The 26,908-nt window shown below is 60.5% G+C and carries 23 protein-coding genes; 4 read left to right on the forward strand and 19 right to left on the reverse strand.

Annotated elements, in window-relative coordinates; genetic code table 11:
- Positions 1-5: 5 nt before the first annotated feature.
- From E8L22_RS13000 to rnr, 19 genes are all read right to left on the reverse strand, one after another.
- Positions 6-986: a glycosyltransferase family 2 protein gene (locus E8L22_RS13000; protein WP_136525578.1), complete on the reverse strand. Its 981-nt coding sequence runs from the start codon at positions 984-986 to the stop codon at positions 6-8.
- Positions 983-1,822 (reverse strand): decaprenyl-phosphate phosphoribosyltransferase, encoded by an 840-nt coding sequence (locus tag E8L22_RS13005; RefSeq protein WP_136525579.1) that lies wholly within the window; start codon positions 1,820-1,822, stop codon positions 983-985. Before E8L22_RS13005 ends, E8L22_RS13000 begins: the two co-directional genes overlap by 4 nt.
- The gene (locus E8L22_RS13010) at positions 1,819-3,567 is read right to left on the reverse strand and encodes a glycosyltransferase family 39 protein (protein ID WP_136525580.1); all 1,749 of its coding nucleotides are present in this window, start codon (positions 3,565-3,567) and stop codon (positions 1,819-1,821) included. Before E8L22_RS13010 ends, E8L22_RS13005 begins: the two co-directional genes overlap by 4 nt.
- Positions 3,530-4,408, reverse strand: coding sequence for an ABC transporter ATP-binding protein (locus E8L22_RS13015; protein ID WP_136525581.1), 879 nt, complete (start codon positions 4,406-4,408; stop codon positions 3,530-3,532). The genes E8L22_RS13010 and E8L22_RS13015 overlap by 38 nt, the downstream gene beginning before the upstream one ends.
- 18 nt (positions 4,409-4,426) lie before the next feature.
- Positions 4,427-5,290 carry a hypothetical protein gene (locus E8L22_RS13020; protein ID WP_136525582.1) on the reverse strand — a complete coding sequence of 288 codons (864 nt, stop codon included), beginning with the start codon at positions 5,288-5,290 and terminating at the stop codon, positions 4,427-4,429.
- Positions 5,287-6,090, reverse strand: coding sequence for an ABC transporter permease (locus E8L22_RS13025; protein ID WP_136525583.1), 804 nt, complete (start codon positions 6,088-6,090; stop codon positions 5,287-5,289). Before E8L22_RS13025 ends, E8L22_RS13020 begins: the two co-directional genes overlap by 4 nt.
- 78 nt (positions 6,091-6,168) lie before the next feature.
- A complete protein-coding gene (locus E8L22_RS13030) occupies positions 6,169-6,546 on the reverse strand; it encodes a hypothetical protein (protein ID WP_136525584.1) in 378 nt (125 codons plus the stop codon).
- Positions 6,547-6,574: 28 nt separating this feature from the next.
- On the reverse strand, positions 6,575-6,784 hold the full coding sequence (locus E8L22_RS21895; RefSeq protein ID WP_136525585.1) for a type IV pilin protein: 210 nt from the start codon (positions 6,782-6,784) through the stop codon (positions 6,575-6,577).
- A 216-nt stretch (positions 6,785-7,000) separates the two neighbouring features.
- On the reverse strand, positions 7,001-8,374 hold the full coding sequence (locus E8L22_RS13040) for a sigma-54-dependent transcriptional regulator (RefSeq protein ID WP_136525586.1): 1,374 nt from the start codon (positions 8,372-8,374) through the stop codon (positions 7,001-7,003).
- A gap of 62 nt (positions 8,375-8,436) precedes the next feature.
- A complete protein-coding gene (locus E8L22_RS13045) occupies positions 8,437-10,062 on the reverse strand; it encodes a two-component system sensor histidine kinase NtrB (RefSeq protein WP_136525587.1) in 1,626 nt (541 codons plus the stop codon).
- Between the two features lie 4 nt (positions 10,063-10,066).
- Complete coding sequence (locus tag E8L22_RS13050; protein ID WP_136525588.1) at positions 10,067-11,290, reverse strand: type II secretion system F family protein; 1,224 nt, start codon at positions 11,288-11,290, stop codon at positions 10,067-10,069.
- A 39-nt stretch (positions 11,291-11,329) separates the two neighbouring features.
- On the reverse strand, positions 11,330-12,430 hold the full coding sequence (locus E8L22_RS13055; protein WP_136525589.1) for a type IV pilus twitching motility protein PilT: 1,101 nt from the start codon (positions 12,428-12,430) through the stop codon (positions 11,330-11,332).
- Positions 12,431-12,465: 35 nt separating this feature from the next.
- On the reverse strand, positions 12,466-14,172 hold the full coding sequence (gene pilB, locus E8L22_RS13060) for a type IV-A pilus assembly ATPase PilB (RefSeq protein WP_136525590.1): 1,707 nt from the start codon (positions 14,170-14,172) through the stop codon (positions 12,466-12,468).
- Positions 14,173-14,229: 57 nt separating this feature from the next.
- Positions 14,230-15,102 (reverse strand): shikimate dehydrogenase, encoded by an 873-nt coding sequence (gene aroE / locus E8L22_RS13065; protein WP_136525591.1) that lies wholly within the window; start codon positions 15,100-15,102, stop codon positions 14,230-14,232.
- Positions 15,099-16,958, reverse strand: coding sequence for a glycosyltransferase family 117 protein (locus E8L22_RS13070; RefSeq protein WP_136525592.1), 1,860 nt, complete (start codon positions 16,956-16,958; stop codon positions 15,099-15,101). The genes aroE and E8L22_RS13070 overlap by 4 nt, the downstream gene beginning before the upstream one ends.
- The gene (locus E8L22_RS13075; RefSeq protein WP_198420158.1) at positions 16,948-17,976 is read right to left on the reverse strand and encodes a lysylphosphatidylglycerol synthase transmembrane domain-containing protein; all 1,029 of its coding nucleotides are present in this window, start codon (positions 17,974-17,976) and stop codon (positions 16,948-16,950) included. Before E8L22_RS13075 ends, E8L22_RS13070 begins: the two co-directional genes overlap by 11 nt.
- A gap of 26 nt (positions 17,977-18,002) precedes the next feature.
- Positions 18,003-18,995 (reverse strand): bifunctional riboflavin kinase/FAD synthetase, encoded by a 993-nt coding sequence (locus tag E8L22_RS13080; RefSeq protein ID WP_136525594.1) that lies wholly within the window; start codon positions 18,993-18,995, stop codon positions 18,003-18,005.
- 15 nt (positions 18,996-19,010) lie between these two features.
- Positions 19,011-19,856 (reverse strand): twin-arginine translocase subunit TatC, encoded by an 846-nt coding sequence (gene tatC, locus E8L22_RS13085; RefSeq protein WP_136525595.1) that lies wholly within the window; start codon positions 19,854-19,856, stop codon positions 19,011-19,013.
- 81 nt (positions 19,857-19,937) lie between these two features.
- Positions 19,938-22,151 carry a ribonuclease R gene (rnr, locus tag E8L22_RS13090; RefSeq protein WP_136525596.1) on the reverse strand — a complete coding sequence of 738 codons (2,214 nt, stop codon included), beginning with the start codon at positions 22,149-22,151 and terminating at the stop codon, positions 19,938-19,940.
- A gap of 37 nt (positions 22,152-22,188) precedes the next feature.
- On the opposite strand from rnr, the gene E8L22_RS13095 reads away from it, so the two are divergent.
- From E8L22_RS13095 to E8L22_RS13110, 4 genes are all read left to right on the forward strand, one after another.
- Entirely contained in the window at positions 22,189-22,710 is a 522-nt protein-coding gene (locus tag E8L22_RS13095) for a methyl-accepting chemotaxis protein (protein WP_136525597.1), read from the forward strand.
- A 128-nt stretch (positions 22,711-22,838) separates the two neighbouring features.
- Complete coding sequence (locus E8L22_RS13100; protein ID WP_136525598.1) at positions 22,839-24,980, forward strand: lytic transglycosylase domain-containing protein; 2,142 nt, start codon at positions 22,839-22,841, stop codon at positions 24,978-24,980.
- 212 nt (positions 24,981-25,192) lie between these two features.
- Positions 25,193-25,627, forward strand: coding sequence for a MarR family winged helix-turn-helix transcriptional regulator (locus E8L22_RS13105; RefSeq protein ID WP_136525599.1), 435 nt, complete (start codon positions 25,193-25,195; stop codon positions 25,625-25,627).
- 13 nt (positions 25,628-25,640) lie between these two features.
- Positions 25,641-26,906 carry a TolC family protein gene (locus tag E8L22_RS13110; protein ID WP_136525600.1) on the forward strand — a complete coding sequence of 422 codons (1,266 nt, stop codon included), beginning with the start codon at positions 25,641-25,643 and terminating at the stop codon, positions 26,904-26,906.
- Positions 26,907-26,908: the final 2 nt, after the last annotated feature.

Raw genomic sequence — 26,908 nt, forward strand, 5'->3', positions numbered from 1 at the left:
TCAACTTATTCCCCTTCCCGCCCGGTGAGAACGCGCGCTATCATAGCCGCCCGAGACCACCTGCCGAGTAGCAGCCGCGTTACGAGCGTGCCGAACAAAAGCAGGTAAACCGTAGGCAGCGCTTCGGGAAAGAAGCGTCTGGTGAAAAAGATGCGATTCCTCGCGTTCCAGTAATCGCAGACGGCGCTCTTTCGGGCCGGGTTGCTGCTCGTTCCGATGCTGGCACCCACCTTGTGGTAGACCAGGCTCTCCGGCGCCCAGCAGAGCGCGAATGCCCCCTTGGCACGCAGCACCCAGTCGAGCTCCTCGAAAAAGAGGAAGTACTCCTCACACATGAGCCCCACGGCGTCGATGAAGTCACGGCTCGCCATGAGCGACGCACCGACTGGGTAGCTCATGCGGTGTTCCACGCGGCCGCGCTCGACGCGCGCAGGCCAACGTCCGAGCCTCCCCAGGTGCCAGGCGAGGCCGAGCCACTTGCAGTACCAGCCCCCCCCAAGGGCCTGAACCCGGTCACTGGCCTCGTAATGCAAAAGCGTCGATCCGCACAGACCGCTTCCCCCGCTCTCCTCGAGCCGGTGCACCATCCGCCGCATGGCGTCCGGCGCCACCACGGTGTCGTTGTTGAGTAGCCAGGCGTAGTCGAGATCGCCGCGGGAAAGGGCGTAGCGCAGCGCCACGTTGTTGCCGCCGGCAAAGCCCAGGTTATCGCCGCAGTCGATGAGGACGAGGGGGGCGGACTCCTCGTGAATACCGCCCGACTCTGCCTCGCTCCGACGGTAACGCGCAAAGGGGGTCTTCCCCATAGCGGAAAGACGGGCGTTTTCCCGCGCCCATGATTCGATCCGGTCCAGCGATCCGTCCCGCGACCCGTTGTCGCAGACCACCACCCGGAATCCGGGAAGATCGGAGCGGAAAACGCTCTCCAGGCACTCGACGGTGTCCCGCCAGCCGTTGTAGTTGACCAGGACGACGTAAACGCTCATCGGTAGATCCCGGAGGCAACCATGATCACCCAGAGAAGGCCGGTGACGAAAAGCGGGAAATCCTTCAAAAGTGCCTCAGTCGGGTCTCCCCCCTCCCCCGCCTTCACCCTGAGTGCGTAACGGAAAAGCCCGAAGGTGCAAAGCGGCACCGTGTAGATGAGGTACGCCTTGGAGAGGGAGTACATGGTGTAGGTGACGAGCACCGCGGCCCCGGTCATTGCCATGGCGATGTCGAGGAAACCCGGCGGGTATCCATCCAAGCTCTTGCGGTGGAACCCAGCCCCCTCTCCCAATCCGCGCTGTTCGCACAGCCGTTTGCCGGTACTGAGGAACACGGAAAGGAGGAACACGGTGAGAAAGAGCCATTCGGAGATCGTCACACCGAGGGTCCCCCCCCCCGCCTCGAGCCTGAGGATGAAGCCGGCGGCGATGCAGAAAATGTCAACGATCGCAACATCCTTCAACTTCAGCGAATAGCAGACGGAGATCAACAGGTAGCTCACGAGGAGCACGGGGAAAATCCCTGGAACGAGTAGAGCGATGCCTAACGCGCCGACGACGAGCAGCAGCGCGAAGATTACCGCCGACCGTGGCCTGACCATACCGGAGGCGATAGGGCGCCTGCTCTTCCTGGGGTGGTTGCGGTCCCTGGGGGCGTCTAGCAGGTCGTTGAAAACATAGGTGGCGCTGGATCCCAGACAGAAGGCGATCATTGGGAGCACCCCTCGCTGAGCTACTCCGGGTTGAACGATGCTCCCGGACAAAAATGCGGGGAAGAAGATCATCAGGTTCTTCAGCCACTGGTGCGGCCGTATGAGTCTCCAGCAGGCGGTCATATAGCCCCTCCGCCTAGTTTTTCAGCGAGTTTTTGGGCCGCCACCCTGTAGTGGGCCCACTCTGGCGCCTTATGGGAACTTTCTGCGAAGCACTCGGCGGCACGTTTCCGGTTGCCCCTCTCCAGCCACAACTGACCGTTGTTGTACAAAAGGAATGGATCGGATTTCCGCGCGTAAAGCGCCTGATTGACCTCGATCAGCTCCTCGACGACCGAGTCCCTCTCTGCGCCTGCCGGCAACGTCTTGAACAGTCCGTCGTCGGTCAGCTTCCACGCTTCCAGAATCTCGGTATCCTCCTGCGATTTGTCCAGAGCGTACAGGTTGAAAAAGCGTCGCGATTCCTGCCGCGACCTCCCCGTCAGGTCGATAAGGAACATGTTCCTCCGGATCAGCCCCTTGAGCAGTGCGCTTGGCTCCAGGGAGGAGGCGAGGTTCAACTCGTGCCGGGCTTCGGAGAGCCTTCCGGCCTGAATCAGCGTTACGGCAAGGGTGTTGTGCAGCATGGCGAAGTCAGGAGACTTGGCAACTGTGTCGCGGTACAGGGCGAGGTTGCTCTGCCAGATGAGGGTTCTCTGCAAAGAGGCGAAGGCGGCGATGGCTAGGACCAGAGAAACCACGGCCGCCAGCACACCGCGCCGCCGCACGCGTGCGGTCACCTGCGACAGATACCCGGTTGCCCCCAGACAGAAAAACGCACACGGGAGATAGAGATAGCGCTCGGCGACCACGGTCCAGGCTAAGTCGAAGACTCCCACCACCAGCGCGGGGGCCAGGAACAGGAGGCCGATCAACACCATGTGAAAATGAGGGTTCTTCCGGGGCAGGAAAAACAGGGCCGAAAGCGAGAGGAGCGCGGGCACCGCGTACCACCGCGACACCGAGATGATGCCGAAGTTGAGGGGCCATGGGAACAAAAGCTTCTTCAGGTAAAAGCCGAGGAGGCTCAAACCGAGAGGAACCGCGTCGGCCAGGCGCTCCGCGCCGCCGGAGAGGAGCTTCGAGAGGCTATTTCCGTCGCTGCTCGCCCGCACAAGAAGAAGGAGCGCAAAGGCAAGGGAGATCCCGCAGTAGGAAAGAAAGAGAACCCTCGACTGCCGCCGCGCCCCACGACCCGCTTCGGGATCCTCCGAACGGGTGAAAAGCCATCCACGGATCAGCAAAAACGAACCGGGCACAAAGAGCAGGGCGGTCTCTTTCGCGAGGACGCCGGCTGCTAAAAACAGCACGGAAAGGATGGTGTAGCCCGTCCGCGCCCCCTCCACCCCCTTTAAAAGCGCAAGAGAGGAAAGAAGCACGAACAAAAGCGCCAGCGGGTCGGTCCGCCCGGCAATCCAGTTTACAGCCTCCACATTCACCGGGTGGGTTGCGAAAAGAAGGGCCGCGACCAGGGGGAGCATGCGGGATGCGGGCGGCAACATTCGCTTGGCAAGCAGGAAAAGCAGGACCGTGTTCGCCGCGTGAACCAGGATGTTCTCCAGGTGGAGAAGATAGCTGTTCTGGTTCAGGAGGAGGTGATCCAGGTAGAAGCTGAGCGAGATGAGCGGCCGGTAGTAGTACCCGGAGCCGGGCCTGACCACGTCGAGAAACCCCAGTCGGGGATCGCGGTAGAACTTGAGGATGCCGGCGTCATCTATGAGGTTTATGGGGGCCGATACGGCAAATACGTAAAGGGAGAGGACGACAAAGATCAGAAATAGAATCTGCCGCCTATCGTTTGCCGGCACGCCCTTGGCCAAGTATGTCAAGGAAGAACGCCTCCATGTCCTTGCGCACCGGTTCGATACGCTCTATAACGGCGCCGTTTGCGATAAGCTCCGCCAAGTACGGTTGCAGGTTTTCCGTTCCGACCTGCAGACTCTGCAACTCACCGGACCGGTTAACTTCTATCTCGTAGCCTTCCACGCCACTTTGCAGGATATTGGCCACACTGTCAACGGACCTCAGCTCTCCGGCGGCGACTATCCCGACCCTGTCGCAGACGATCTCTATGTCTGCCGTGATGTGTGTGCTGAAAAAGACAGCCTTGCCCCGCCTCTTCAGATCCTTGATGATCTCTTTGACCAGCGACCTCCCGACGGGGTCGAGACCGCTCATCGGCTCGTCCAGGATGTAGAGGTCGGGGTCGTGCAGCATTGCCTGGGCCAGACCCAGCCGCTGTACCATACCCTTGCTGTAGCCGCCGATGGGGCGATCGGCGGCGGCGGCCAGATCCAGAAGCTCAAGCACCTTGGCGGATTCCGTCCTGATCGCGTCGTCGGTCATGCCGAAGGTCCTGCCGACGAACCCCAAATATTCGCGGGCGGTGAGGAAATCGTAGAAGGAAGGATTCTCGGGGAGGTACCCGATCCGGCGGCGGGATGCGGCGTCGTCGACGGATTTGCCGAAGACGGATACCGATCCCGTGCCTGGACGCACGAGTCCCATGACCACTTTGATGGTGGTGCTCTTGCCGGCGCCGTTAGGCCCCAGGAAACCGAAGATCTCTCCCGCCTCGACCTCCAACGACAGGTCTTTGAGCGCCTGCACCTTCCCGAATTTTTTGGCGCGGTACTCCTTGGAAAGGTTCGAAATTGCCAGTGCTTTCATGCTCTGCTCTCCTGCCGTTTACTGTTTTTTACGCTGGGCCTCGGGAACTGGAAAGGAGAACTTGCTCGTGCTGCGCACTTTTCCGGCTCCATCAAGATAGAATTGGCCGCCGTAAGGATCGACGGGGATGCTGGAAATGACGCCGGAGGAAACCAGATCGGAAATCCGCTCCGGCTTTTTGCCGAATCTGCGCTGGTAGCCGAGCGCCGCCTCTTCCAGGGTCATCACGCCTAGGAGCGCCTTTTTCCTCACCTCATAGACCGCAACCACTTTGCTGTCGGTAGTGTGCTTGGCCATGTAATCGATGAAGCTCAGGGCGAGCCGGTTTTGTCCCGACTCGTAGAAATAGCGCGACGAAAGGTTGGCCAGAAGCGGGTCCCCTCTCAGTTGCGCCGCCTTCTCGAAGTAGGACGCCGCCTTCTTGTAATCCTTCAGGAAGTACGCCGAGTTGAACCCGGCGAAGAACGGCAGTTGATAGTCCCAGGTCCGGTAACGCATGCCGTAGTCCAGAAGCCCATTCACCTCATTGATCTTGTTGAGTTCCCACGTGAAGGCAGCCTGGGTGAAGTAGTAGACATCCGCGTTCCAGGGGTCGAGCTTGGAGGCGGTGATCAGCGTCCGGTACATGTTGTAGTATTCGGGCGTGATGCGCACTTTCCGCTGAAACTTCTCCACCAGGGTACCGTAGTAAAAAAGAACCTTCACGACGGCACTTTGCGCGACCAGGAAACGCTGATCCCCCGAGATGATGCGCAATACCTCCGGCTCCGGAAGGGTTCCGAGTTTGACCAGTACGGGCCGGTTCACCAGTGAGGAGCTGAAGGGGACCGCCAAGGCGAGATAGCCCGCAAGCATGATGCAGAAAAGAATTCTGCCGGTCATGACAGCTCTCGACGGGAAAAGCTCCAGACGGCAATGCAGAGCATGATGCCCGTATAGCAGACGAAGTAGCCTAGTGTGAGGAGCAAGGTGCCGCCAACCAGGGGGAGCGAGTATATCGCCTGGGCGCTGAGGTCGAAGGCGGTGAAATTCGGGAGAAGGTAGTAGATTCCCTTTGTGAGGGCCTTGGTCGTGGGAGCGATGCGTTCCCCGTAGGGCCCGAGCATGTACTCGTACACCTCTTGGCTCGCGCTGCCGGCGATGAAAACCGCGACCGAGGCAAGAAACGGGAAATAGAACGAGGTACTCACCGCGGAGAACACGAAGGCGAGCGACAACAATAGAACGTACTTCAAATAGGTGAAGAGGACGGCGATCGCGAACGTTCCCCATTGCGTGGGGATTTCGGACGGATAAAGAGCAGTCGAGACTTTGACGGCGGCAAACGATCCAGCGGCGAACAAAAGCGAGACGACGGCCAAGAGCGTGCAGATGGCGCAGAATTTACCCAGCACGAAATCCCGACGGGGCAGCGGAAGCCCGAGAACCGAGACTGCGTAGCGCTTCTCAAGGTCTCGCCAGATTGAGGAGGAGCCGGTAAGAACTGTGACCACCAGGAGGAAGAAGGAGAGCGCTGAGAGGCACAGCGTCACCGAGAGTTCCTGAACCTGACGCATCGAGAACATGCTGAAAGGAGGAATCAAAACGAGGGCAAGAACAGCCAGGGAAAAGACGAGATAGAGCAGGCGGTCGCGCACAAGCGAGGCGACGCTCAGCCGATACAAGTTTTGAAACGTATCCATGGGAACCTTCGGAGCATCGAAAAAACGGGGTGCATTCTGCGGATGCACCCCGTTTGGGTCAGGCAGTTGTCGTGATCTTTACTTGCTGGCGGACCAGCCACCGTTGGTGCTCCAGTCAACACCAGCAGGGGGTGCCGGCGGATCCGGGAGGGTTACCGTGGACAGCGCGGTGCCGATACCAGGTGCCGTGATGTTCAGGTAGAAGATGTTGGTATCGGTCGAGCTGGTTGCGTAGCACCTGCTCCCCTGCGCGTGGTAGGAAGCGACGGTGTAGGCAACGCCTGCGGAGCCGCCGTTGTAGGCGAAACCGACGTTGGCAGACGGCTTGATGTCGAGGGACTTGGTGCCGCCCATAGTAAATACGCCGCTGGTGCCGTAGGACCAGTTTGTAGAGGCGGCGCCGTAAGCGGCCCCGGCCGAGACCAAGAGAGCAATGATCGCTATAATTTTCTTCATGACATTCTCCTTTAAGGAATTAGGCTGATTAGTAGGGGTAGCACTGGTTGTCCGCATAGAAGGACTCGAGCGAGGTCTTGGTGTTCTTCAGGTCGCTCTGAGAAGCGGAGTTGTAAGCCTTCTGCCTGTACGCGGAGAATTGCGGGATCGCGATGGCTGCGAGAATACCGATGATCGCAACGACGATCAGCAGCTCGATCAGTGTGAAGCCCTTTTTGCTTCTGAGTTTGTTTAACATCTAGTTTCTCCTTTTCGTGGTGGATTACCGACTGATGCTTCGGGTTTACTGAGAGCTAACGAAAACGAGACTCTTTCAGCAATATGCGGGCCAATTCACTAAAAAGAAAAAAGTCATTGTCTTTACTACTTTTTCAGTCAGAGCGGCCAAGACTGAGAGGGAACCAAAAACGTCACAGCGACACTTTTGTCAGCGCCAAAGTGACATTTTTTGTCACTACTCCTCGTCCATGCCGAATTTCGCCAAACGGTAGCGGAAGGAACGAAAGGTCATCCCTAGCAGGGCGGCGGCATGCTTTTTCACGCCGCCGCACTTTTCCAGAGCCTGTACGAGGAGCTTCTGTTCGAGACAGTCCAGGTAGGCCTGCAGGTCCATTCCCTCTTCGGGAATTTCCAACTCTCCGGAGCAGGCCGGAGCGGCGCGTTGCTCACGCACCGCCGCGGGGAGGCATTCGAGGGCGATCACCCTGGAGCCTAGCACGACGCAGCGCTCCACCAGATTTTCAAGTTCCCGAACATTGCCGGGGAAGGGGTAGTTGAACAGAGCGCGCAAAGCGTCCGGCGTTATGATCTCCCCGGAACCGGTCCAGAGCGAGTACTTCTTATAGAAGTGCTCCACGAGCACGGGAATGTCCTCGGTGCGTTCGCTGAGTGAAGGCATACGGAGCTGAACTACGTTCAGACGATAAAAGAGGTCCTCCCGGAAGCCTCCCCCCCGCACCTGCTCTTCGAGGTTGCGATTGGAGGCGGCGACGATGCGCACGTCGGCCTTCAAGGAAACTCCACCGCCGACTCTGCGGAATTCACGCTCCTGGAGCACGCGCAAAAGCTTCGCCTGGAGCAACAGAGGAAGTTCGCCGATCTCATCCAGGAAGAGGGTCCCTCCCTCGGCCTGCTCGAAGAGGCCGGGGCGATCCGCGATGGCTCCGGTGAAGCTCCCTTTGGTATGGCCGAAAAGTTCGCTCTCGATCAGAGTCTCCGGTATGGCGCCGCAATTCACTGCTATGAAGGGGGCATTTTTCCTCGGGCTGTTGTAGTGGATCGCCTTAGCCGCAAGCTCCTTGCCGGTGCCGCTCTCGCCGCTGATGAGAACGTTGGCCATGCTGTCGGCCACCTTGCCGATGAGATCGTATACCTCTCGCATCTGCTTGCTTTTGCCGACAAGCCCGCTGAAACCGAAACGCTCCTGCACCTCGGCCTTTAGCCGCTTGTTTTCCTGGACGAGGCTCCGTTTTTCCAAAGCTTTGCGGACCAGCACCTTCACTTCTTCGACCTTGAAGGGCTTGCCGATGTAATCGTACGCGCCGAGTTTCATCGCTTCCACCGCCTGCTCCGCAGTGGTAAACGCGGTGATCATCAACACGGCGGTATCCGGAGAGCCGGTCTTGATCCGGCTCAGGAGTTCGAGTCCCCCGAGACCGGGCATGCTGACATCCGACAGCACGAGGTCGTAGTGTTGCCGTGCCATGAACGAAAGAGCGTCCTCCGCGCTCTCCGCCTGGTCCACCAGGAAACCTTCGCCATCGAGCAAAATGGCGAGAAATTCCCGCATGCTAAGTTCGTCATCTACAACCAAAATTCTGGCCTGCATCTCCTAAAACCTCGCTGGCTGTTCGCCTGAAAAATCCGACTACCGCTCCACTTGACCGATCTCTAGGCAGGCAAGTGCAGCGTAACCGTAGTCCCTTTGCCTTGTGTGCTGTTTATGGTCATCCTTCCGCCGTTGGCCTGGACAATACGATAGACCGTAGCGAGTCCGAGGCCGGTCCCCCCCTTCTTGGTGGTGAAGAAGGGTTCGAACACACGTTTGACGTCTTCAGGGTTCATCCCTGCTCCGTTGTCGCGGATCCTGATGCACACCTCGCCGCTACCGCCGTTTTCTCTTGTAATGCCGCCGGAGATCCAGACTTGCCCTTCCCCGCTCATGGCCTCGCCACTGTTGACGAGAAGATTCCAGAATACCTGTGAGCACTGATCCTTGTCGAATTGCACCGAAAGGTCGTTAGGGACCTGGTTATCGATCTCGACGCGCTCCAAACGCGGGTCAGTGGCGAGCAGCGCACAAATGTCGACGATCACCCTACGCAGGTTCAACTCCACCTTGGCCGGTTGGTTCGGCCGCGCATAAAAGAGGAAATCACGCAGCAGTCCGTCAAGGCGATCGGTCTCCCTGACGATGATGGAGAAAAGCCGCTGGTCCTTTTCGTCGACCCACGGCCGCAGGGAGACCAGTTGAACGGAACCGCTAATGGCGGCGAGCGGGTTGCGGATCTCGTGCGCCATGCGCGCGGACAGTTCGCCGAGCGCAGCCAGACGGTCCGCCCGTTTCAGTTCGGCGGCCATCCGTTTCATCTCGGTCAGGTCGTGCAGGTCGAACAGGGCCCCGACCGTCCCCCCTTCCTTGTCCAGCAGCGGCACCGACTTGAACGACAGTAACAGCTCCCTGCCGTCGATCGCACCATGACGAAACTCGCCCTGCCCCGGCTCAAAAAAAGAGGATTCGAAGCCGGCAATCCCTGGAAGCACCTCCGCAAGCGAGCGGTCGTAGGCATCGGTCTGTGAGACCCCCGTCAGGACCTCAGCGAAACGGTTGAATACGCGGATCCTGCCGGCTGTGTTGATGGTAAGAAGGCCACTGTCTATGGTGGAAACTATGGAGGAGTTAAGCCGCTCCAGTTCCTCGTAGTCAATCGCCTTTTCCTTCAGCGCGCTCTCGGAAACGCGGGCCCTCTCCGCCATGTGTCCGGCGAGCACGGCAGTGAGAAAGAATGAGGCGCCGTGCAAGAAAATGAGATAAAAGAGGTACCCCGCTCCCCACTGCTGTGCCGGAGCTGAATCAATGCCTAGGGGGGCGAGCTTGTCGTAGTACTGGAAGTCGAGGATGGCGCCATAAAGAATGACACAAAGAGACGCGGTATAGTACGCCTGCGAGCGCGCTAAAAGGGCGCAAGCGCTGATGATGGACAGAAAATAGAGAAAGGAATAGTGAGAAGTGACCCCGCCCGAAACGAGGATCAGCACCGTGACGAGAATCAGGTCCCAGACGATCTGGAGGTATGCCAAGGTGCGCACGAGGCGCGGGGCTGCGGGACGAAGAGCGACAAGCGATAGAAGCGAGAACAGGTAGGTGGCGCCGATAAGGCGCAACAGTACTGTTCCCGCCACTTCGCCGCTTACATCGTAGGTGTGGACGTCAAGATAAACGGTGGTGACCAGAAAGACGGACACCACCAGAAGTCTCAGCAGTATGAACCAGAAGACCTTCTTCTTTTCGATCATCCAATTAACCGCCGACGGCGCCGGCAAGCTTGAAGATAGGCAGGTACATGGCGATGACCAAGCCGCCGACCGTGGTGCCTAGGAAGACCATCAGCAAAGGCTCCATCATCGAGGTCAGAGCTCCGACCGCATCGTCCACCTCGTCATCGTAGAAGTCGGCGATCTTGTTGAGCATCGCGTCCATGGCGCCGGTCGCCTCGCCCACCGAAATCATCTGCACCACCATCGGGGGGAAGACACCGCAGTCGGCGAGAGGCTCGGCGATAGTCTTGCCTTCGGAAATGGACTGGCGCACCTTGTAGATGGCCTCTTCCACGACTTTGTTTCCGGCGGTTTTGGCGACGATCTCCAGGCCGTCCATGATCGGAACGCCCGAGCTGATCATGGTCCCCAACGTACGGGTGAACTTGGCGACGGACACCTTGCGGATGAGCGGCCCGGCGATGGGTGCTTTCAGGGCGAAGGTGTCTATCACCTTGCGGCCGTTGGCTGTGTTGTAGTATTTGCCGATGGCGTACTTGATGCCGAACATGATGGCGATGATGACGACGATGTACTTCACCAGGAAATTGGAGAGTGCGATGACGAACTTCGTCGGAGCGGGCAGATCCCCACCGAAATCGGCGAACATCTTGGCGAAAGTCGGGATGACGAAGATCAGGATGACGCCCACGACGATGACCGCGATGGACATGATGGTGATCGGGTAAACCATGGCCCCTTTCACCTGCTTCTTGAGCTTCATCGCCTTCTCGATGTAGGCGGCCAGACGGGAGAGGATGGTGTCGAGGATACCGCCCACCTCACCTGCGGCAACCAGGTTCACGTAGAGCTGATCGAAGGCCTTGGGGTGCTTGGCGAGCGCATCGGCGAAGGTGGAGCCGCTCTCCACGCTTTCCTTCACCTTGACGAGGATGTCCTTGAAGGTCTTGTTTTCCTGCTGGCTGGAGAGGATATCGAGACACTGCACGAGCGGCAGGCCGGAGTCGATCATGGTGGCGAACTGCCTGGTGAAGACCACGAGGTCCTTGGTATCGATCTTCTTCGGTCCGCCGAGCCCCGGTATCTTGAGCTCCATGGAGAGCCCCTTGCCCGCCTCCTTCACTGTGATGCCGGTAAAGCCGTATCTCTTAAGCTGCGCCTCGACCATGGCGGCGCTGGCGGCTTCCATGACGCCCTTCTGGACGCTTCCCGCCTTGCTTCTTGCTTCCCAATCAAATTTTGTCATCAGTTACTCCTTTCCCGGCTGAGCCGGGACTGGCTGTTGCTATCTTTGCGGCGGCCTTCTGATCTGCCCCGCCGCCCCGCCGGGGGCCAGCATCTGCTTCAGCTCGTCAGGCTCGGAGGAGCGCCCCAGCGCGTCGTCCACGGTTATGATGCGCTTGGACAGCAGGCCCATCAGGCACTGGTTCAAGGTCTGCATGCCGAACTTCTCCTGGCCGACCTGCATCTGGGAGTAGATCTGGTGCACCTTGTCCTCGCGGATCAGGTTCCTGATCGCGGGGTTCGGCACCATCACCTCGAGGGCGAGGGCGCGCCCGGGTCCGTTCGCCCTCGGGATCAGGGTCTGGGACATGACCCCTTCGAGCACGAAGGAGAGCTGGGTCCTCACCTGGGTCTGCTGGTAAGGCGGGAAGACGTCGATGATCCTGTTGATGGTCTGGGCACAGGAGTTCGTGTGGAGCGTCGCGAAGCAGAGGTGGCCGGTCTCGGCCAGGGTCAGCGCCGCCTCGATGGTCTCCAGGTCGCGCAACTCGCCGATCAGGACGACGTCGGGGTCCTGGCGCAGTACGTACTTGAGGGCATGCTTGAAGCTCTTCGTATCCGCCCCCACCTCGCGCTGGTTCACGATGCACCCCTTGTGCGGGTGCAGGTACTCGATCGGGTCCTCAACGGTGACGATGTGGTCGTGACGGTTGATGTTGATGTGGTCGATCATGGAGGCGAGCGTGGTCGATTTACCGCTGCCGGTAGGCCCGGTGACGAGGATCAGGCCGCGCGGCTTGTCGCAAAGCGCCCGTACCACGGGGGGAAGCCCGAGCTCCTCGAAGGTGAGGATCTTGTACGGGATCACCCTGAAGACGCCGGCCACGGCGCCGCGCTGGACGAAGATGTTCCCCCTGAAGCGAGAGAGCCCCTTCACGCCGAAGGAGAGGTCGAGCTCGTTGTCCTCCTCGAAGCGGTGTTTTTGGGCGTCGGTCAGGATGCTATAGCAAAGCTGCTTGGTCTCGATGGCGTTGAGCGGAGGAACGTCCATCGGGGTCAACTGGCCGTCGATGCGGATCTGCGGCGAGGTGTTTGTGGTGATGTGCAGGTCGGAGCCGCCCCTCTCCACAAGTTCCTTGAGCATTTGGTGAAAGTTGATCATGAAAACCCTCGTCTCAGTTTGTCTTCTTAAGAGCGTTAGTCATCGGCCACGGTCACCCTGAGCACTTCCTCGAAGGAGGTGACCCCTTCGATCAGCTTGGTGAGCCCGGACTGGCGCATGGTCTTGATTCCCAGGCGCATGGACTCCCTCTTGATCTCCGCGGTGTTGGCGCCGTTCAGGATCATCTCCTTGATCGGCTCGAGCATCGGCATGACCTGGTAGAAGCCCACCCTCCCCTTGTAGCCGGTGCCGTTGCATTTGGGACAGCCGGTGCCGCGATAGCATACCACGGAAGGAGCCTGTTCGGCTGGGATGCCCGCTTCGATGAGCGCTTGAACCGGCACCTCCTCGACCACCTTGCACTCGCCGCAGACGCGGCGCGCGAGGCGCTGGGCGGAAATGAGGTTGACGGCGGAGGCGACCAGGAACGGCTCGATCCCCATGTTGAGGAGACGGTTGATGGTCGATGGGGCGTCGTTCGTATGCAGCGTCGAGAGGACCAGGTGGCCGGTGAGCGCCGCCTTAACGCCGATCTCGGCGGTCTCGAAGTCACGGATCTCACCTATCATGATCACGTCCGGGTCCTGGCGCAGGAAGGCCCTGAGCGCTGCAGCGAAGTTGAGGCCGATGTCCTCGTGCATCTGCACCTGGTTGATCCCGGCGAAGTTGAACTCGACCGGGTCTTCGGCGGTGGAGATGTTCTCGGTTACCTTGTTCAGTTCGGAGAGCGCAGAGTAGAGCGAAACGGTCTTGCCGCTGCCGGTAGGGCCCGTGACGAGCACCATGCCGAAAGGCTTGTGTATTTCGCGTTTGAAGTGGGAGAGCGCCTCGGGCTCGTATCCCAGTTTGGACATGTCCAGCTGCAGGTTGCTCTTGTCCAGAAGACGCAGAACGATCTTTTCGCCGAAGAGGGTCGGGAGCACCGAGACACGGTAGTCCATGTCCTTGCCGCCTCCGAGCTTGATCTTGATGCGGCCGTCCTGCGGCAGGCGGCGCTCGGCGATGTCCAGCTCGCTCATGATCTTGATGCGGGAGGTGATGGCGTTTTTCAGCTTCAGAGGCGGTTTCATCACCTCGTAGAGCACGCCGTCGATGCGGTAGCGCACCCGGAAGAACTTCTCGTACGGCTCGATATGGATATCGGAGGCCTTCTTCTTGATGGCGTCGGTTAGGATCAGGTTGACCAGCTTGACGACCGGGGCGTCCTCGGTGGCGCGCTCTAAAGAGCCGACATCTACATCCTCTTCCTCCCCGATGACCTCGAGGTCCTCCATATCCAGGTCGTTCATTACGTCGGCGAGCGACGCGCTCTGGTCGTAGAGCTTGTCGATGGCGGCCTTTATCGCGCTCTCGGCGACCACGACGACCTCGACGTTGTAGCCGGTCATGAACTTTATGTCGTCGATGGCGAAGATGTTGGAGGGATCACTCATCGCGATGATGAGTGTGGAGCCGGCTCGGTTCACCGGAACGATCTGGTATTTGTGGGCGATTTCCGCGGGTATGACCTTCACCACCGCGGCATCGACCTCATAGTCGGCAAGGTTTATGGTGGGAACGCCGTACTGCTTGGAAAGAAATGAGGTGAGGTCAGCCTCGTTGATCAGTCCGTCCCTGACCAGGATGGACCCAAGGCGCAGTTGCCCCCCCGCCGCCTTCTGTTCAGCGAGGGCCTGCTTCAGCTGTTCCTTGTTGATCAGATTGTTCGTGACCAGCAGCTCACCGAGTCTGCTTACATGCATATACTACCTCAGGGGGGTGGAGAATCCTGTGAATGGTATTTTGTAATCGCGTTAATGTCAAGGCTTACATGGTTCGGGCAGAAACGCCGCCAGAGCCAGTTCCATGCACCCTTCGGGCGGCGCGACCCCGGTCCAGATGCGAAAGGCCGCTTCGCCCTGCGCCACAAGCATGCCGAGGCCGTTGGCGCAAGGGATGCCAAAGGTGCGGCATTGCGCCAAAAGCGGCGTAACCGGCGGTGCATAGACCATATCGTAAATACAGGCACCGGACTTTAGCAGGGAAGGATCGAGCCCGGGGAAAGAGTCACCGGACATGCCGACCGAGGTGGTGTTGACCACGAGGTCGAAGGAGCCTATGAAGGCCGGGTCGGCGAGAGCGTCGAGGGAACCGGCGGCGAAGGCGGTTTCCTTCAGCCTTTCTGCGACGAGGCCGACTAGGGCGAGCGCCGCATCCGTGGTGCGGTTCGCGACATGCACCCGCGCCGCGCCGGCACGCGCGAGCGATACGACGGCGCTTCTGGCGGCCCCGCCCGCCCCGAGCACGAGGACGCTCTTGCCGCGTGGGTCGAAGGAAAGCTTCCCCGCGAGCGCCGCCACGAGACCAAGGCCGTCGGTGTTGTAGCCGGTGAGCCTACCTTCCCGTACGAGCACCGTGTTCACCGCGCCGATCAGTTCCGCGTCCGGATCGATTTCGTCCAAAAACGGCATGATGGCGACCTTGTGCGGAATGGTGACGTTGAAGCCGGCGACTCCCGCTGCGGCAAGCCCGGCCACCGCAGCCTCAAGACGTGCGGGGGGGACGGGGAAAGGGACGTAGACCCAGTCAAGCCCGAGAGCCCCGAAGGCAGCGTTGTGCATCACCGGCGAAAGCGAGTGGGCAACCGGGGCACCGATGATACCGGTAACCGTGGTCTTTCCGGTAATGGTCATTGGGCCACTCCGTTCGCACTCAAAAGTGCTGCGACGCGCTGCCTGATCTCAGGCGCTATGCTTGCAGCCACTTCCAGGTCGCGTGCCCCCGCCTCGCGCTGCCCCATACGAAGGCGCGTCTCCCCCGACTCCATGAGGGAAGCTGCATAGATGAGGATCGCCTTCCCCGTGTCGAGGTCCCGGAAGAACATGTCGCGGTCTCCGAGCACGCCCCGCAGGGAGAAAAGAGGCCATACGTCGAGGTCCGGTGGAGCCGCGGGGGTGCCGGCCGCCTGGAGCGCGAAAAGGATGCCGCGCTGGTGCACCACGAAATCCTTGAACTCGATGGAGTACTTGGTGGAGAAGTCCACGTAAACCGGCCGTTTGCCGTACTGCTCCCCGACCGCAATCATGAGCGTCCCGTCCGAGGTGCGCTGATCCATGGGTAGCTCGTACAGCCGCGAGTTCTTGAACAGGCGCGGCATGCTGTCCAGGTACCAGTCAAAGACGAGGTGCGGGGTGTGCGGCAGGTCGACATCCTCGCGCATCCTTTCCACCCCCTGCAAATACCAAAGCGGAAAGGCTCCCGAATCCCCCCACGTGAAGAGCACGGCGTCCTGCGGCAGGGACCTGAGCGTGTTGGAGGCGTAGTCGAAGGCGATGTAGTTTTTATGCTGGTCGTTCTCCCGGTAGTTCAAAAGACAGACGGCGAGCGGCAGCACGAAGAGGAGCGCGGGTAAAAAAAGGCGTGCGGCAGGTGCGTCGGGAAGATGCTGCACCGCCTCCTTGATGAGGGTGATGAGCCCGACACCGATGAAGACCGCAGAGAGGAGGTAAAGCGGGGTGAAGAACTCCTCGGTCAGGAAGATCATCTCGCCTGGCGTGTTGAAGTAGCCGACGATGACGAGCAGGAACGAGCCGAGTGCGATCAGGTAGCCAAGTACCAGGTCGCGCTTTGTCCGCATCAGGGCCCACAGACCGAACAGCAAAAGGACAAGGCCAACAACGGTGAACTCGTGCGGGATGTTGAAGGCGTTCATCTGCGCCCAGAGGAGATCGAGGTCGCGGTGCGGCTTGTCGACCGGGTATCCCTTGCGCAGGATGTTCCAGAGGAACTGGGTGAGGTTCTTCGAGTCGCCCCAGTTCAGAATCGGTTTCCTGAGCGCCCGGACCACGAGGTGCAGGTGGATGCCGAAGCCCAACAGGCCGAAGGCGAAGGCGATGAAGAACTCGCGCACCCGGAAGATGACGCGCCGGTCCGCGGACCAGATCAGGAAGGCGTAGGTCGGAATCATCAGCACCATGATCTGGTGCGCACCGGTCCCAAGCCCGCAGAGAAAGGCGCCCAGGTAGACGTAGGCAGGGCGCTCCCGTCCCTCGAGGTAGCTCTCCCGCCAAAGGAGCATCAGGTAGAAGATGATGGCACAGATGAAGGCGAGCAGCGGATAAGGCTTGTCGTGGTTTGACTGCAGCCAAAGCCTCGGCGTGAAGGCGAAGGTGAGCGCCGCCGCGACACCGGCAAGCTTGGAGGCAAGCGCACCGAACCGTCCCTGCCAGGGGGTCTCCTCACCCTTGAGCAATTGGGTGGTGAGCAGATAGACGCCGAAACAGGCAAGCCCCGCGGAAACTGCGGTCGCGAAGTTCACCCGGAAGGCGATGTTGCCGAGCGGGAGAAAGGTGAACGGCTTAGCGTAGTTGATGAAGAGCGGATACCCCGGCGAGTGCGCCGTGCCGAGAGAGGAGATGGCGGTCAGAAACTCACCGCTGTCGAAGAAGGTGACCGTGGGCGCCAGGGTAAGGAGATACACGAACAGCGGGATGACGAAGGCCGCGATGGCGCACGGGTCGAGCCTGCGCAGGATTCCGTTATGGTTCACGCAACTGCTCCTCGGTGTTAGTGACGCCGATGCTCCTGATGGAGACCTTGTCCCGCCAGAGGCAGTACAGCCCGACGACGGTGACCGGGAAAAAGCCCATGGCGTGAATGACGATGGCGATGCTGAGCGCCTTTTCGCTGCCAATCTGGAATGCGGAAAGTGCAGTGACGCAGGCGATGTGATACGTCCCGATAAAACCCGGAGATGCCGGTACCATCACGGCGAAGACCAGGAAGACCATGATGAACATGGCCGCCGAGGGAGGGAGAAACAGGCCGAAGGAGCGCAGCATCAGGTCGACCGGCCAGATTGCCGTGGCCCACACGAGAAGCGAGCTGACCGCGACACCGGTAATGCCGGAGATACTGGTCGGAATGCGGATACCGGAGATGAAGGAGACCAGCAGAGCGCCGGCATGCTCGGCCAACCGCGCGGAGAAAGGATGCAGCACACGGGTCACCACCTTGACGGTGAAGTCGGTGCGCCACCTGAGCAGGAACAGAAAGGCAAGGACAAAAAGGTAGAGGGCGAAGGTGACGTACCCGCCGGTGACGAGCCCGTGCTGCACGCGTTCCATCCCGCTTGGCAGCTTTATGGTGAAGAAGGTAATCAGGAGCACGAGGAGGACGGTGAAGCCGTCACAGAGCCGGTCAAGCACCAGGGAGGCAAAGACCGCGCTGGTGCCGATCCCCTCCTTCTGTCCGAGCGAGTGGGCCCGCACCAGCTCCCCCAGGCGCGCCGGAAGAAGGTTGTTCGCCATGTATCCGATGAGGGTCGAGGGGAAGAGGTTCCCAAGGCGCGTGTTTTTTATCGGGGCTAGCAGGAACTTCCAGCGCACCGCGCGCAGGTAGTAGCTCACAAAGGTGAGCACCAGCGCGGGCACAAGGTAGCGGTAATCCATCGCGGCAAAGGCGTCGGCCATCTTTCCGAAGTCGATCTTCCTGAAGAGGAGAAAGAGGCAAAGAGCGCTGATTGCGATGCCGAGCAAGAGCTTCTTATCTGGTTTTTGCGTGGTCAATCGGGCTCCTGTCATCGGTTGCGTTGTCAATCGGGGCGGCCCGAACCATGGTTTGCGCAATCCCAGTCACCGCCACTTTCGGACAGAACCGGGCGGGCACCGCTGAGGATCTCACGGCAACGCGCGACATCCGCGGCGATCGCCTCTTTCAGTTCGTCAAGCCCGGAGAAACGTTTCTCCCCCCTGAGCCTCTCGATGAAGAAAAGGGTCAGCTCGCGTCCGTAAAGGTCGCCTTCGAAGTCGAGGAGGAACACCTCGATGGATAGGTGCTGGTTGCCGAAGGTCGGGTTGGGGCCGATGTTGCAGGCGCCGTCGAAGAGCCGATCCCCCATGCAGACCTTCACCGCGTAGACCCCGACCGACGGGATGAGGTCCTTTTCCGTTTCGATGTTGGCGGTGGGAAAGCCGAGGCTGCGGCCACGCTCGTGGCCGTGCACCACCTTGCCGGAGATGGAGAAGTGCCGTCCCAAGAGGCTCGCGGCGCAGGAGACGTTTCCGGCGCTCACCATCCTGCGCACCGCGGTGGAGCTGTAGACGGTGGAGCCGTCCGAGATCGGCTCCAGCTCTTCCACGGTATAGCCGTGAAGCTCGCCAAGCCTGCGCAAAAGCGCGACGTCCCCTTCCCTGCCGCGGCCGAAGGCGTAATCGTAGCCGATCACCAGGCGCTGGACACCGATGGCGCCGACCAGCACCTTTTCCACGAAGACGGCGGCCGGCACGGAGGCAAATTCCTTGTCGAAAGGGATCTCGAGGAGGTAGTCGATGCCGGACCCCTCGATGAGGGCTTCCTTCTCGCGGCTTGTGGTGATGAGCCGCACCTCCTTGTGGGCCGCGACGACCTTGAGCGGGTGCGGCACGAAGGTGATCACCACGGAAACGCCGCCGATCTCGCGGGCGATTTGCCGCACCCTCTTGAAGATCTCGCGGTGCCCCAGGTGCACGCCGTCGAAGTTGCCGATGGTGACCACCGGATGGCGCAGTTTTTCCCTGATCTCAGAGATGCTTCTAAAAATTTCCATGGACTATGGGGGTCCTCAGGCTTCCGCCGCCTCGGTCTCCACCTGGGGTGCCTTCTTCTTCCCGAATACCAGGGCAACCCAGATGCTGATCTCGTACATGAGGTAGAGCGGGATCATGATGACGAACATGGTGACCAGGTCGGCATGGAAGGCGGCAACGATGGCGCTAGCCAGGAGCGCGTACTTCCTGCGCGTGGCGAGCATCCGGTAGTTGACGATGCCGAAACGGGCCAAAAGGAGCGCAAGGATCGGGAGCTCGAAGATGAGGCCGAACATCAGGATCAAGCGCAGACAGAAATTTATGTAGGCCGAGATGTTGTACCAGCTCTGCAGCCCGGTCGCCTCGTAGGAGAGGGAGAAGTTTATGATGACGGGCCAGATGATGAGCAGGAAGAACATCGCCCCGACGCAGAAGGCGACGGTGGCCGTGGTGACGAAGGGAACCACCAGGCGCCGCTCCTTGCGGGTTAGCCCGGGCGCTACGAAGAGCCAGAACTGGTGAAAGAGCACCGGCAGCACGATGACGAAACCGGCCAGCATGGAGATCTTGCATTGCACGAAGAACGGCTCGAGCGGCGCGCTGTAGTTCAGCATGCGCGGCTTCTCGGCCACCTGGTGCTCCTCCCCGAGCTTCATCTGCTGGTACGCCTCGGGGTAGCGCTTTTTGACTTTCTCGTAGAAGGATTTCTTCATGTCGGTCAGGTAGGTGTGACCGGTGAGCGGCTGTTCCACGAACTTCAAGAGGTCGGTGGAGAAGTTCCAGGCGATCCCCATGCCGATGACGATGGCAATTACGCTGACGATGAGCCGTTTTCTGAGTTCAACCAGGTGCTCCATGAACGGCAATACCTTTTCTTCCATATACCTCGCTTCTCCTAATTAATGCCGTGCAGAGCTCAAACAGCTTTTATATCACAGCGCTTAAATCCAGCGCAACAGCTTTCAGCGCCGTTTCGGCTTGGGGCGCTTCCCCTTTATCGGGATGCGCTGGTAGGCGTTCCGGACGTCGGCGATCGGCTCGATGGGTCGCTTTTCCAGGGTCCCGACCAAGGCGAATTCCACCTGGCGCGCCGGCTCGTTCACCCCCGCCACCTTCACCCGGATCTTGTCCGCGATGCGGTACATGGCGCGGCTTCTCTCCCCGACCAGGGCGTGGCTCTTCTCCAGGTGCACGTAGTAGTCCTGCGGGAGAGTGGCGACCGGCACCATCCCTTCCACAAAGAGGTCGACGAGCTCCACGAAGAAACCGAAGGGGGCGACCCCGGTGATGTAGCCGTCGTACTCCTCGCCGATCTTGTCGCGCATGAACTGCATCTTCTTGAGATCGACCATCTCGCGCTCCGCCTCCATGGCGACCCGCTCGCGCTTGCTCGTGTGCAGCGCGGTCTCGGGGAGCCGCGCCTCGAGCCGGTCCTTATCCGCCTTATTCATCTTCCCGGAAAGCACGCGCTTCAGGATGCGGTGCACCACGAGGTCGGGATAGCGGCGAATCGGGGAGGTGAAGTGGGTGTAGCTTGCGGCGGCGAGGCCGAAGTGCCCCAGGTTCTCGGCGCTGTAGCGCGCCTGCTTCATGCAGCGCAGCAGCACCTCGTTGATGAGCCGCTCCTCCGGCTTTCCGGCCACCTCTTCCAGGAGTTTTTGCAGCGCGTGGGGGCTTACCTTCTCCTCCACCACTTTCAGGATGTAGCCGAAACCGAAGACGAACTCGGACAGGTCCTGGAGCTTGACCGGGTCGGGATTCTCGTGGATCCGGTAGAGCGAAGGAACCGGCGTCGTTTCGAGAAAGTGCGACACCGCCTCGTTCGCGGCGAGCATGAACTCCTCGATGATGCGGTGCGCAAGGTTTCTCTCGGCGCGCACGATCGCCGTGGTTTCCCCCTGCGTGTCCAGTATGATCTGGGGTTCCGGCAGATCGAAATCGATGCTCCCCCGTCCAGCGCGCACCTTATTTAGCCTGAGTGAAAGATCCTCCATCACCTTGAGATCCTCGACCAAGTGCCGGTTCGCGGTGATGGTCTCCTCGTCACGGTCCACAAGGATCTTTTTCACCGTCGTATAGGTGAGACGGGCGGAGCTTTTGATGACGCTGGCGTAGAACTTCTGGTCCACGCGGTCGCCGGTCGCGTCGAAAAGCATCTCGGCGGTCATGGTCAGACGGTCCACCTGCGGGTTTAGCGAGCAGATGCCGTTGGAGAGTTCTTCCGGGAGCATCGGTATGCAGCGGTCCGGGAAGTAGACCGACGTCCCGCGCAGGTACGCCTCGGTGTCCAAACGCGAACCCTCGGTGACGTAGTGCGCGACGTCCGCAATGGAGACCCAGAGGCGGATCTTGTCCCCCTCGCGAGAGACGGAGACCGCGTCGTCGAAGTCGCGTGCCGTCTCGCCGTCGATGGTAACGATGAGCCGCTCGCGCAGATCCACCCGCCCCTGCCGTGCCTCCTCGCTTACCTCCTGCGGCTCGCGCTCGGCCTCCTCCATCACCTTCGCGTCGAAGACATGCGGAAGCTCGTACTTCTTGATGACGGAAAGGACTTCCACTTCGGGGTCGTTCGCCTCCCCGAGCACCTCCACGATGCGCCCCTCAAGCGGGCGCACCCCGGAAGGGTACGAGGTGATCTGGGCAAGAACGACCTGCCCTGTGCGCGCCTTGGCAGCCCCACCGGAGGCCCCGGGGGTCACGAAGAGGTCGCGGCCGAGCTTCGGATCGTCCGGGATGACACGTCCCCCCTTCCCGGCCGCCTCGAAGCGGCCGACGATCTCGGTGACGCCACGCTTCACGATGCCGGTGACACGCCCTTCCCTTTTCCCGTCACGACGCGTGGAAACCACCTGGGCGTCCACGATGTCGCCGTTCATATATTCGGTGAGGTATCGGGCCGGGACGAAGAGGTCATCGCCCCCGTCCTCCGGCATCACGAAACCGTAGCCGTCGCGGTGCATGGAGAGTTTGCCGCGCACCGAGCCACCCGCTCCCGCCATGGTGTAAATACGCCCCGGAAGCTTGGCGATCTCCCCTGTTTCAACCAGGTAATCGAGCTGATCGTCCAGGTGTTCCCGCTCGTGACGGGAGACGTTGAGGGCCTTGAGCATCTGCCGGTAAGGCACCGGCTCCCCCTTGCCCAGCAGCCTCATGATCGCGTCCTTGCCTTTGCGCATATCTAAACCTCCGGGAAAAACAATAAAATCAGCACCGTTGGATAATGCAGAAGGGGCGACGGAAAGTCAAGAAAGGCGATTCGGCACGAATGACACGGCAGACGACTCGTCGAGAGGGATCAATGACTCGACAGGCGCGATCAACGACTCGTCCGGTGCGATCAACGATTCGTCCGGTGCGATCAACGACTCATCAGGTGCGATCAACGACTCGTTCGGTGCGATCAACGACTCGTCAGGCGCGATCAACGACTCGTCAGGCGCGATCAACGACTCGTCAGGTGCGACCAACGACTCGTCCGGTGCGATCAACGACTCGTCAGGTGCGATCAACGACTCGTCAGGTGCGATCAACGACTCGTCAGGTGCGATCAACGACTCGTCAGGTGCGATCAACGACTCGTCAGGTGCGATCAACGACTCGTCAGGTGCGACCAATGAGTCGTCAGGTGCGAGCAACGATTCGTCCGGTGGGACCAACGACTCGTCGGGTGCGATGAAGGACTCGATCGGCGCGACTGGCCACTCGCTGGAGGTCACGTGCCTGTGGACCCCGTAGGAACAAAATTCGGAGATAACCGATGAGAAGTTGGGATTCGTTGTGATTGGTCAATACATTAACAATTGCCTTTTGCGCCGCGCTTCGGTACAAATACGGGGTTAGTTTTGCAACGTAAGGGAGTCTCCATGTTTTGCCGTACCATCGCAGCAGCAGCACTGATGCTTTGCGCCACCCTTCCCGCCTCCGCAGCAAACCTCAGCAAACCGGCCGACGAGGCTCTCACCACAGCCGCCAAGCGCATGCAGGTCAAGGACTACCGCGCCGCCCGTGACGCAGCCCTTACCATAAACGACCCGCCAATCCGCTCCTTCATGGCGGGAATCGCCGCCGCCAAAATGGAGCAGTGGGAAGAGGCCGCGGCACAGCTACCCGCCGCTGCGGAAGGTTATCCGCTCTTAGCCGACTACGCCCTCTACTATCAGGGGCTCGCCCTTTCCAAGCTGCAACGCCACGCGCAGGCACTCCCGCCGCTTTACAAGCTTCTCAAGGACTTCCCCGCGAGCCGGCTTGCGCGCCAGGCACTCATCCTTTATGCCGATTCGCTCGCAGCGGCCGGCTACCCGAAGGAAGCGCAGCAAAGCTACGCCACCTTCGTCGAGCGCTACCCCTCCGGCAGCGATTCCATCTCGGCCCTTTACGGCTCCGCCCTCTCCCGCGAGAAACTCGGGGACACGGCGACCGCAGTAACCGTTTTACGCACCATCTACCTCAGCTATCCCGCCTCCCCCTATGCCGACAAAGCGGCCGCCGAACTGCAGAATCTAGCGGCTACCGGCGTCAAGGCCGAGCCTTACAGCAGCGCCGAACTCTACAAGCGCGCCTGCACCCTCTACGATCTCGGGCGCCATCTCAAAGCCGCCGAGGCCTTTGCCGCGATCCAGTTAAACGGCGAGTGCGACGATTTCATCCGCAAGGTGACCTTCAAAAAGGGGCAAGCGCTGTACAAGGCAAGGCGCTACCAGCAGGCACAGAGCACCTTCGCCGCCCTTTCCGGATACGGCGATGCCGACCTGTGGTTTGCCCGCACCCTGGACAAGGAAGGCAAGGGAGAAGAGGCTTTCCAGCTTTATCAAAAGCTTTCTCAGGACGCGAAGCGTGGAACGGTGGCCCAGGAAGCGATGCTCGAGGCAGCCTACTTGAAACGTTTCCAGAGGAAATGGAGTGAAGCGGCTTCGTTGTTCAAGCAATACCTTGCCGCGGCGCCGAATCAGAAGAACGTCAACGTCCTCTGGGAAGCCGCTTGGTGCAGCTACCAGTCCCGCGACTACGCCGATGCCGCGGCACAGTTCAGGAAACTTGCCGAGCGCGACGACCTGCGCGACAAGGCGCTTTACTGGCTCGGCAGAACCCTTGCCCTCACCGGCGATGAGAAGAGCGCACAGGTGATGTTCACCGCGCTGGTCGCGGAATACCCGCTCGGATACTACACGCTGATCTGCAACCAGAACCAGAGCGCAGCCTCGCTCCCCCAGCCCCCCCAGAACTTGGCCGACGTCCTGCCGATGCCGTCGGGCTTCGAGCGGGAGAAGGCGCTCATCGCGCTCGGACTCTTCGAGGAAGCGGCAAGGGAACTGTCGCTTTCAAAGAAAGGGAAGAACCCCGCGGGTATCGCACGTCTGTACCTCGAGATGGGGAACTACAACGGCGCCTATCACGCACTCGGGAACGAAAAGCCCAAGCGCGGCGACAACGCCACCGTGCTCGGCGCCACATTCCCGCTCGCCTTCCGCGAAGAGGTCGCCAAACACGCCGCCGCGGCCGCGGTCCCCGAAAGCCTGGTTTACGCAGTGATGCGCACCGAGAGCAACTATTTCCCCGCCGCACTTTCACCGGTGGGCGCCGTCGGTCTCATGCAGATCATGCCGGCCACCGCCGAGTCGATCTCCAAGGGGGACTCGAACCGTTTGACCACCCCGGCCCTCAACATCAAGCTCGGCGCACGCCACCTGAAGGACTTGCTGCAGCTGTACGACAAGAACCTCACCCTCACGGTCGCCGCCTACAACGCGGGCTCGGGCAACGTGAAGCGCTGGCAGAAGGCGTACGGCGGCCTTCCGCAGGACGAGTTCGTCGAGAGCATCCCCTTCCGGGAGACCCGCGAGTACGTCAAAAAAGTGGTGACCAGCATGCAGATGTACCAGCGGCTGTACCGCCTCCCCCCCTACCAGGAGCCGGGGGCTCCGAAACCGGCCATCCCGCAGCAGGCGGTCGAGGAAAGCAAGGTCGCTCAAGGTGAAGCCGCACAGCCCGCCCCGTCCCAACAATAATTAACACTGGATAGCCGACCTCTCCCCGAAGGGGGAGGTCGGCATGGTCTCTCCCCACCAAAATCACTCACCCGTTACGTCCTTTAAAATCCCGCTCTCCCAGCCTCATTTTTGCTGATTGACAGCATACTGATTATGTGCATAATGCTCACCTTTGCCGGGGCAGCTTTTCGCTCGTGAAATCAGACCGTTGCCCTTCCACGGGAGGAGCTATGGAAGTACAACAACCCCCCAACATGGACATCGAAAAAACCGTGGGCTTCCTGCTGGCAAAGGCTTACCAGCGCGCCTGCCTCATCTTCAAGGAACAGTTCGACCAGTACGAACTGACCCCGCAGCAGTTCGGGCTACTGGGCTTTTTGTGGCAGGAGGACGGCATCAGCCAGTCCCTTCTTTCCGCAAAAAGCCAGATCGATCGGACCACCATGGGGGGTCTCATCGACCGGCTCGAAAAAGAGGGGTTGGTGATGCGTCGCCCCGACCCGGCCGACCGCCGTGCCTATCGCATCTGCCTCACCGAGAAGGGAAAGGCGCTTGAGCCGGAGCTCGTGCCAGTGGCGCTTAGGGCTCAGGCAGAGTTCATAGCGAGACTGGAACCGAACGAAGTCGAAACCCTGACGTCGCTGCTGCAAAAATTGCGCAGCTAATCCCGGAGTTTTCATGCATAAAGTTGTAGTTATACTGGCGCTTCTACTCTGCGCCATTTGCAGTTCTGCGAACGCGGAAACGCTCACGCTGAAGGAATGCCTCGACAATGCGGTCGCCACGAGCCGCGGACTGAAGTCCGCCTCGCACGACGTCGAGATAGCGCGGGAGCAGGTCGGCATCGCCAGGTCGACCCGTCTGCCTCGCGTCGATCTGCAGGCGGGTTACGTGGCACAAGCCAAGGCCCAGGCGTTCAAGTTCGGGTCCCAGTCCCAGGAGACCCAGGACCCGCGCTACCCCTTCGCCAACTTCAGCGTTTACCAGACCCTGTACGACTTCGGGCGTACCGGCGCAGCCGAGGGGATGGCGCGCATGCAGAGCGAGGCCGCCCGCTACTCCTACACCGGAAGCGAGCAGGACGTCTTCATGCAGGTGGTGCAGGCCTACTACGGCATCCTGACCGCGGTGAAGCTCGTCACCGCGGCCGAGGACGAGGTCACCCAGATGCTCTCGCACCAAAAGACCGCTCAGGCGCTCTTCGACGAGGGGGTGGTGACCAGAAACGACCTCTTGCAGGCCGAGGTCCGGGTGGCGTCCAGCCGTCAGAGCCTCTTGAGCGCCAGGAACGAGGTGCAAAAGGGATGGCTGCTGCTGAACTACCTGACCGGCGCCCCCCCCGAGCGCCGCGCGGAATTGAAAGACGACGCGCAGCCCCCCCCTGCCCCTTCCCTCTCCGAGGCTCCCGACATGTCGAAACGGGGCGAGCTTTCCGCGCTCAAGGCCGTGGTAGGCGCCGACGAATACGCGGTCAAAGAGGCGAAGACCATTCACTACCCCGAGTTGTTCGCCAAGTTCGGCATCGACTATCTTTCCAACAGCAAGGTACGCGAGCAGGCCATCGTGGCCGCCACGGTGGGGCTCAAGGTGAACCTCTTCGACGGCCAGGCCTCGACGTCACGCGTAAGACAGGCGGTACAGGCAAGATCGCGTGACGAAGAAAGACTTAGGGACATGGAAGAGCGCACGAGACTTGAATACGCGCTGGCGGTGAGCGACATGCTGGTCGCCCGGGACAGGATCGCGGTGGCGGAAAAGGCGATCACCCAGGGGGTGGAAAACCTCCGCATCACCAAGGATCGCTACCAGGAGCACGTGGGAACGGCGACCGAGGTCATCGACGCGCAGACCCTTCTGACCAGAACGAGAACCGACTACTACCGCAGCATCTTCGACCTGCAGGTCGCCGCCGCCCGGGTGAAGAGGGCAACCGGCGAGCTTTGATT

The sequence above is a fragment of the Geomonas ferrireducens genome, from assembly GCF_004917065.1.
GTDB lineage: Bacteria > Desulfobacterota > Desulfuromonadia > Geobacterales > Geobacteraceae > Geomonas > Geomonas ferrireducens.

What these genes read in the sequence shown, in the direction of transcription:
- E8L22_RS13020 (WP_136525582.1), bottom strand. Translation starts at nt 5,290, where the DNA reads ATGACCGGCAGAATTCTTTTCTGCATCATGCTTGCGGGCTATCTCGCC.
- aroE (WP_136525591.1), bottom strand. Translation starts at nt 15,102, where the DNA reads ATGACCATTACCGGAAAGACCACGGTTACCGGTATCATCGGTGCCCCG.
- E8L22_RS13100 (WP_136525598.1), top strand. Translation starts at nt 22,839, where the DNA reads ATGTTTTGCCGTACCATCGCAGCAGCAGCACTGATGCTTTGCGCCACC.
- E8L22_RS13005 (WP_136525579.1), bottom strand. Translation starts at nt 1,822, where the DNA reads ATGACCGCCTGCTGGAGACTCATACGGCCGCACCAGTGGCTGAAGAAC.
- E8L22_RS13040 (WP_136525586.1), bottom strand. Translation starts at nt 8,374, where the DNA reads ATGCAGGCCAGAATTTTGGTTGTAGATGACGAACTTAGCATGCGGGAA.
- rnr (WP_136525596.1), bottom strand. Translation starts at nt 22,151, where the DNA reads ATGCGCAAAGGCAAGGACGCGATCATGAGGCTGCTGGGCAAGGGGGAG.
- E8L22_RS13045 (WP_136525587.1), bottom strand. Translation starts at nt 10,062, where the DNA reads ATGATCGAAAAGAAGAAGGTCTTCTGGTTCATACTGCTGAGACTTCTG.
- tatC (WP_136525595.1), bottom strand. Translation starts at nt 19,856, where the DNA reads ATGGAAGAAAAGGTATTGCCGTTCATGGAGCACCTGGTTGAACTCAGA.
- E8L22_RS13030 (WP_136525584.1), bottom strand. Translation starts at nt 6,546, where the DNA reads ATGAAGAAAATTATAGCGATCATTGCTCTCTTGGTCTCGGCCGGGGCC.
- E8L22_RS13025 (WP_136525583.1), bottom strand. Translation starts at nt 6,090, where the DNA reads ATGGATACGTTTCAAAACTTGTATCGGCTGAGCGTCGCCTCGCTTGTG.
- E8L22_RS13000 (WP_136525578.1), bottom strand. Translation starts at nt 986, where the DNA reads ATGAGCGTTTACGTCGTCCTGGTCAACTACAACGGCTGGCGGGACACC.
- E8L22_RS13110 (WP_136525600.1), top strand. Translation starts at nt 25,641, where the DNA reads ATGCATAAAGTTGTAGTTATACTGGCGCTTCTACTCTGCGCCATTTGC.
- E8L22_RS21895 (WP_136525585.1), bottom strand. Translation starts at nt 6,784, where the DNA reads ATGTTAAACAAACTCAGAAGCAAAAAGGGCTTCACACTGATCGAGCTG.
- E8L22_RS13050 (WP_136525588.1), bottom strand. Translation starts at nt 11,290, where the DNA reads ATGACAAAATTTGATTGGGAAGCAAGAAGCAAGGCGGGAAGCGTCCAG.
- E8L22_RS13015 (WP_136525581.1), bottom strand. Translation starts at nt 4,408, where the DNA reads ATGAAAGCACTGGCAATTTCGAACCTTTCCAAGGAGTACCGCGCCAAA.
- E8L22_RS13080 (WP_136525594.1), bottom strand. Translation starts at nt 18,995, where the DNA reads ATGGAAATTTTTAGAAGCATCTCTGAGATCAGGGAAAAACTGCGCCAT.
- E8L22_RS13055 (WP_136525589.1), bottom strand. Translation starts at nt 12,430, where the DNA reads ATGATCAACTTTCACCAAATGCTCAAGGAACTTGTGGAGAGGGGCGGC.
- pilB (WP_136525590.1), bottom strand. Translation starts at nt 14,172, where the DNA reads ATGCATGTAAGCAGACTCGGTGAGCTGCTGGTCACGAACAATCTGATC.
- E8L22_RS13105 (WP_136525599.1), top strand. Translation starts at nt 25,193, where the DNA reads ATGGAAGTACAACAACCCCCCAACATGGACATCGAAAAAACCGTGGGC.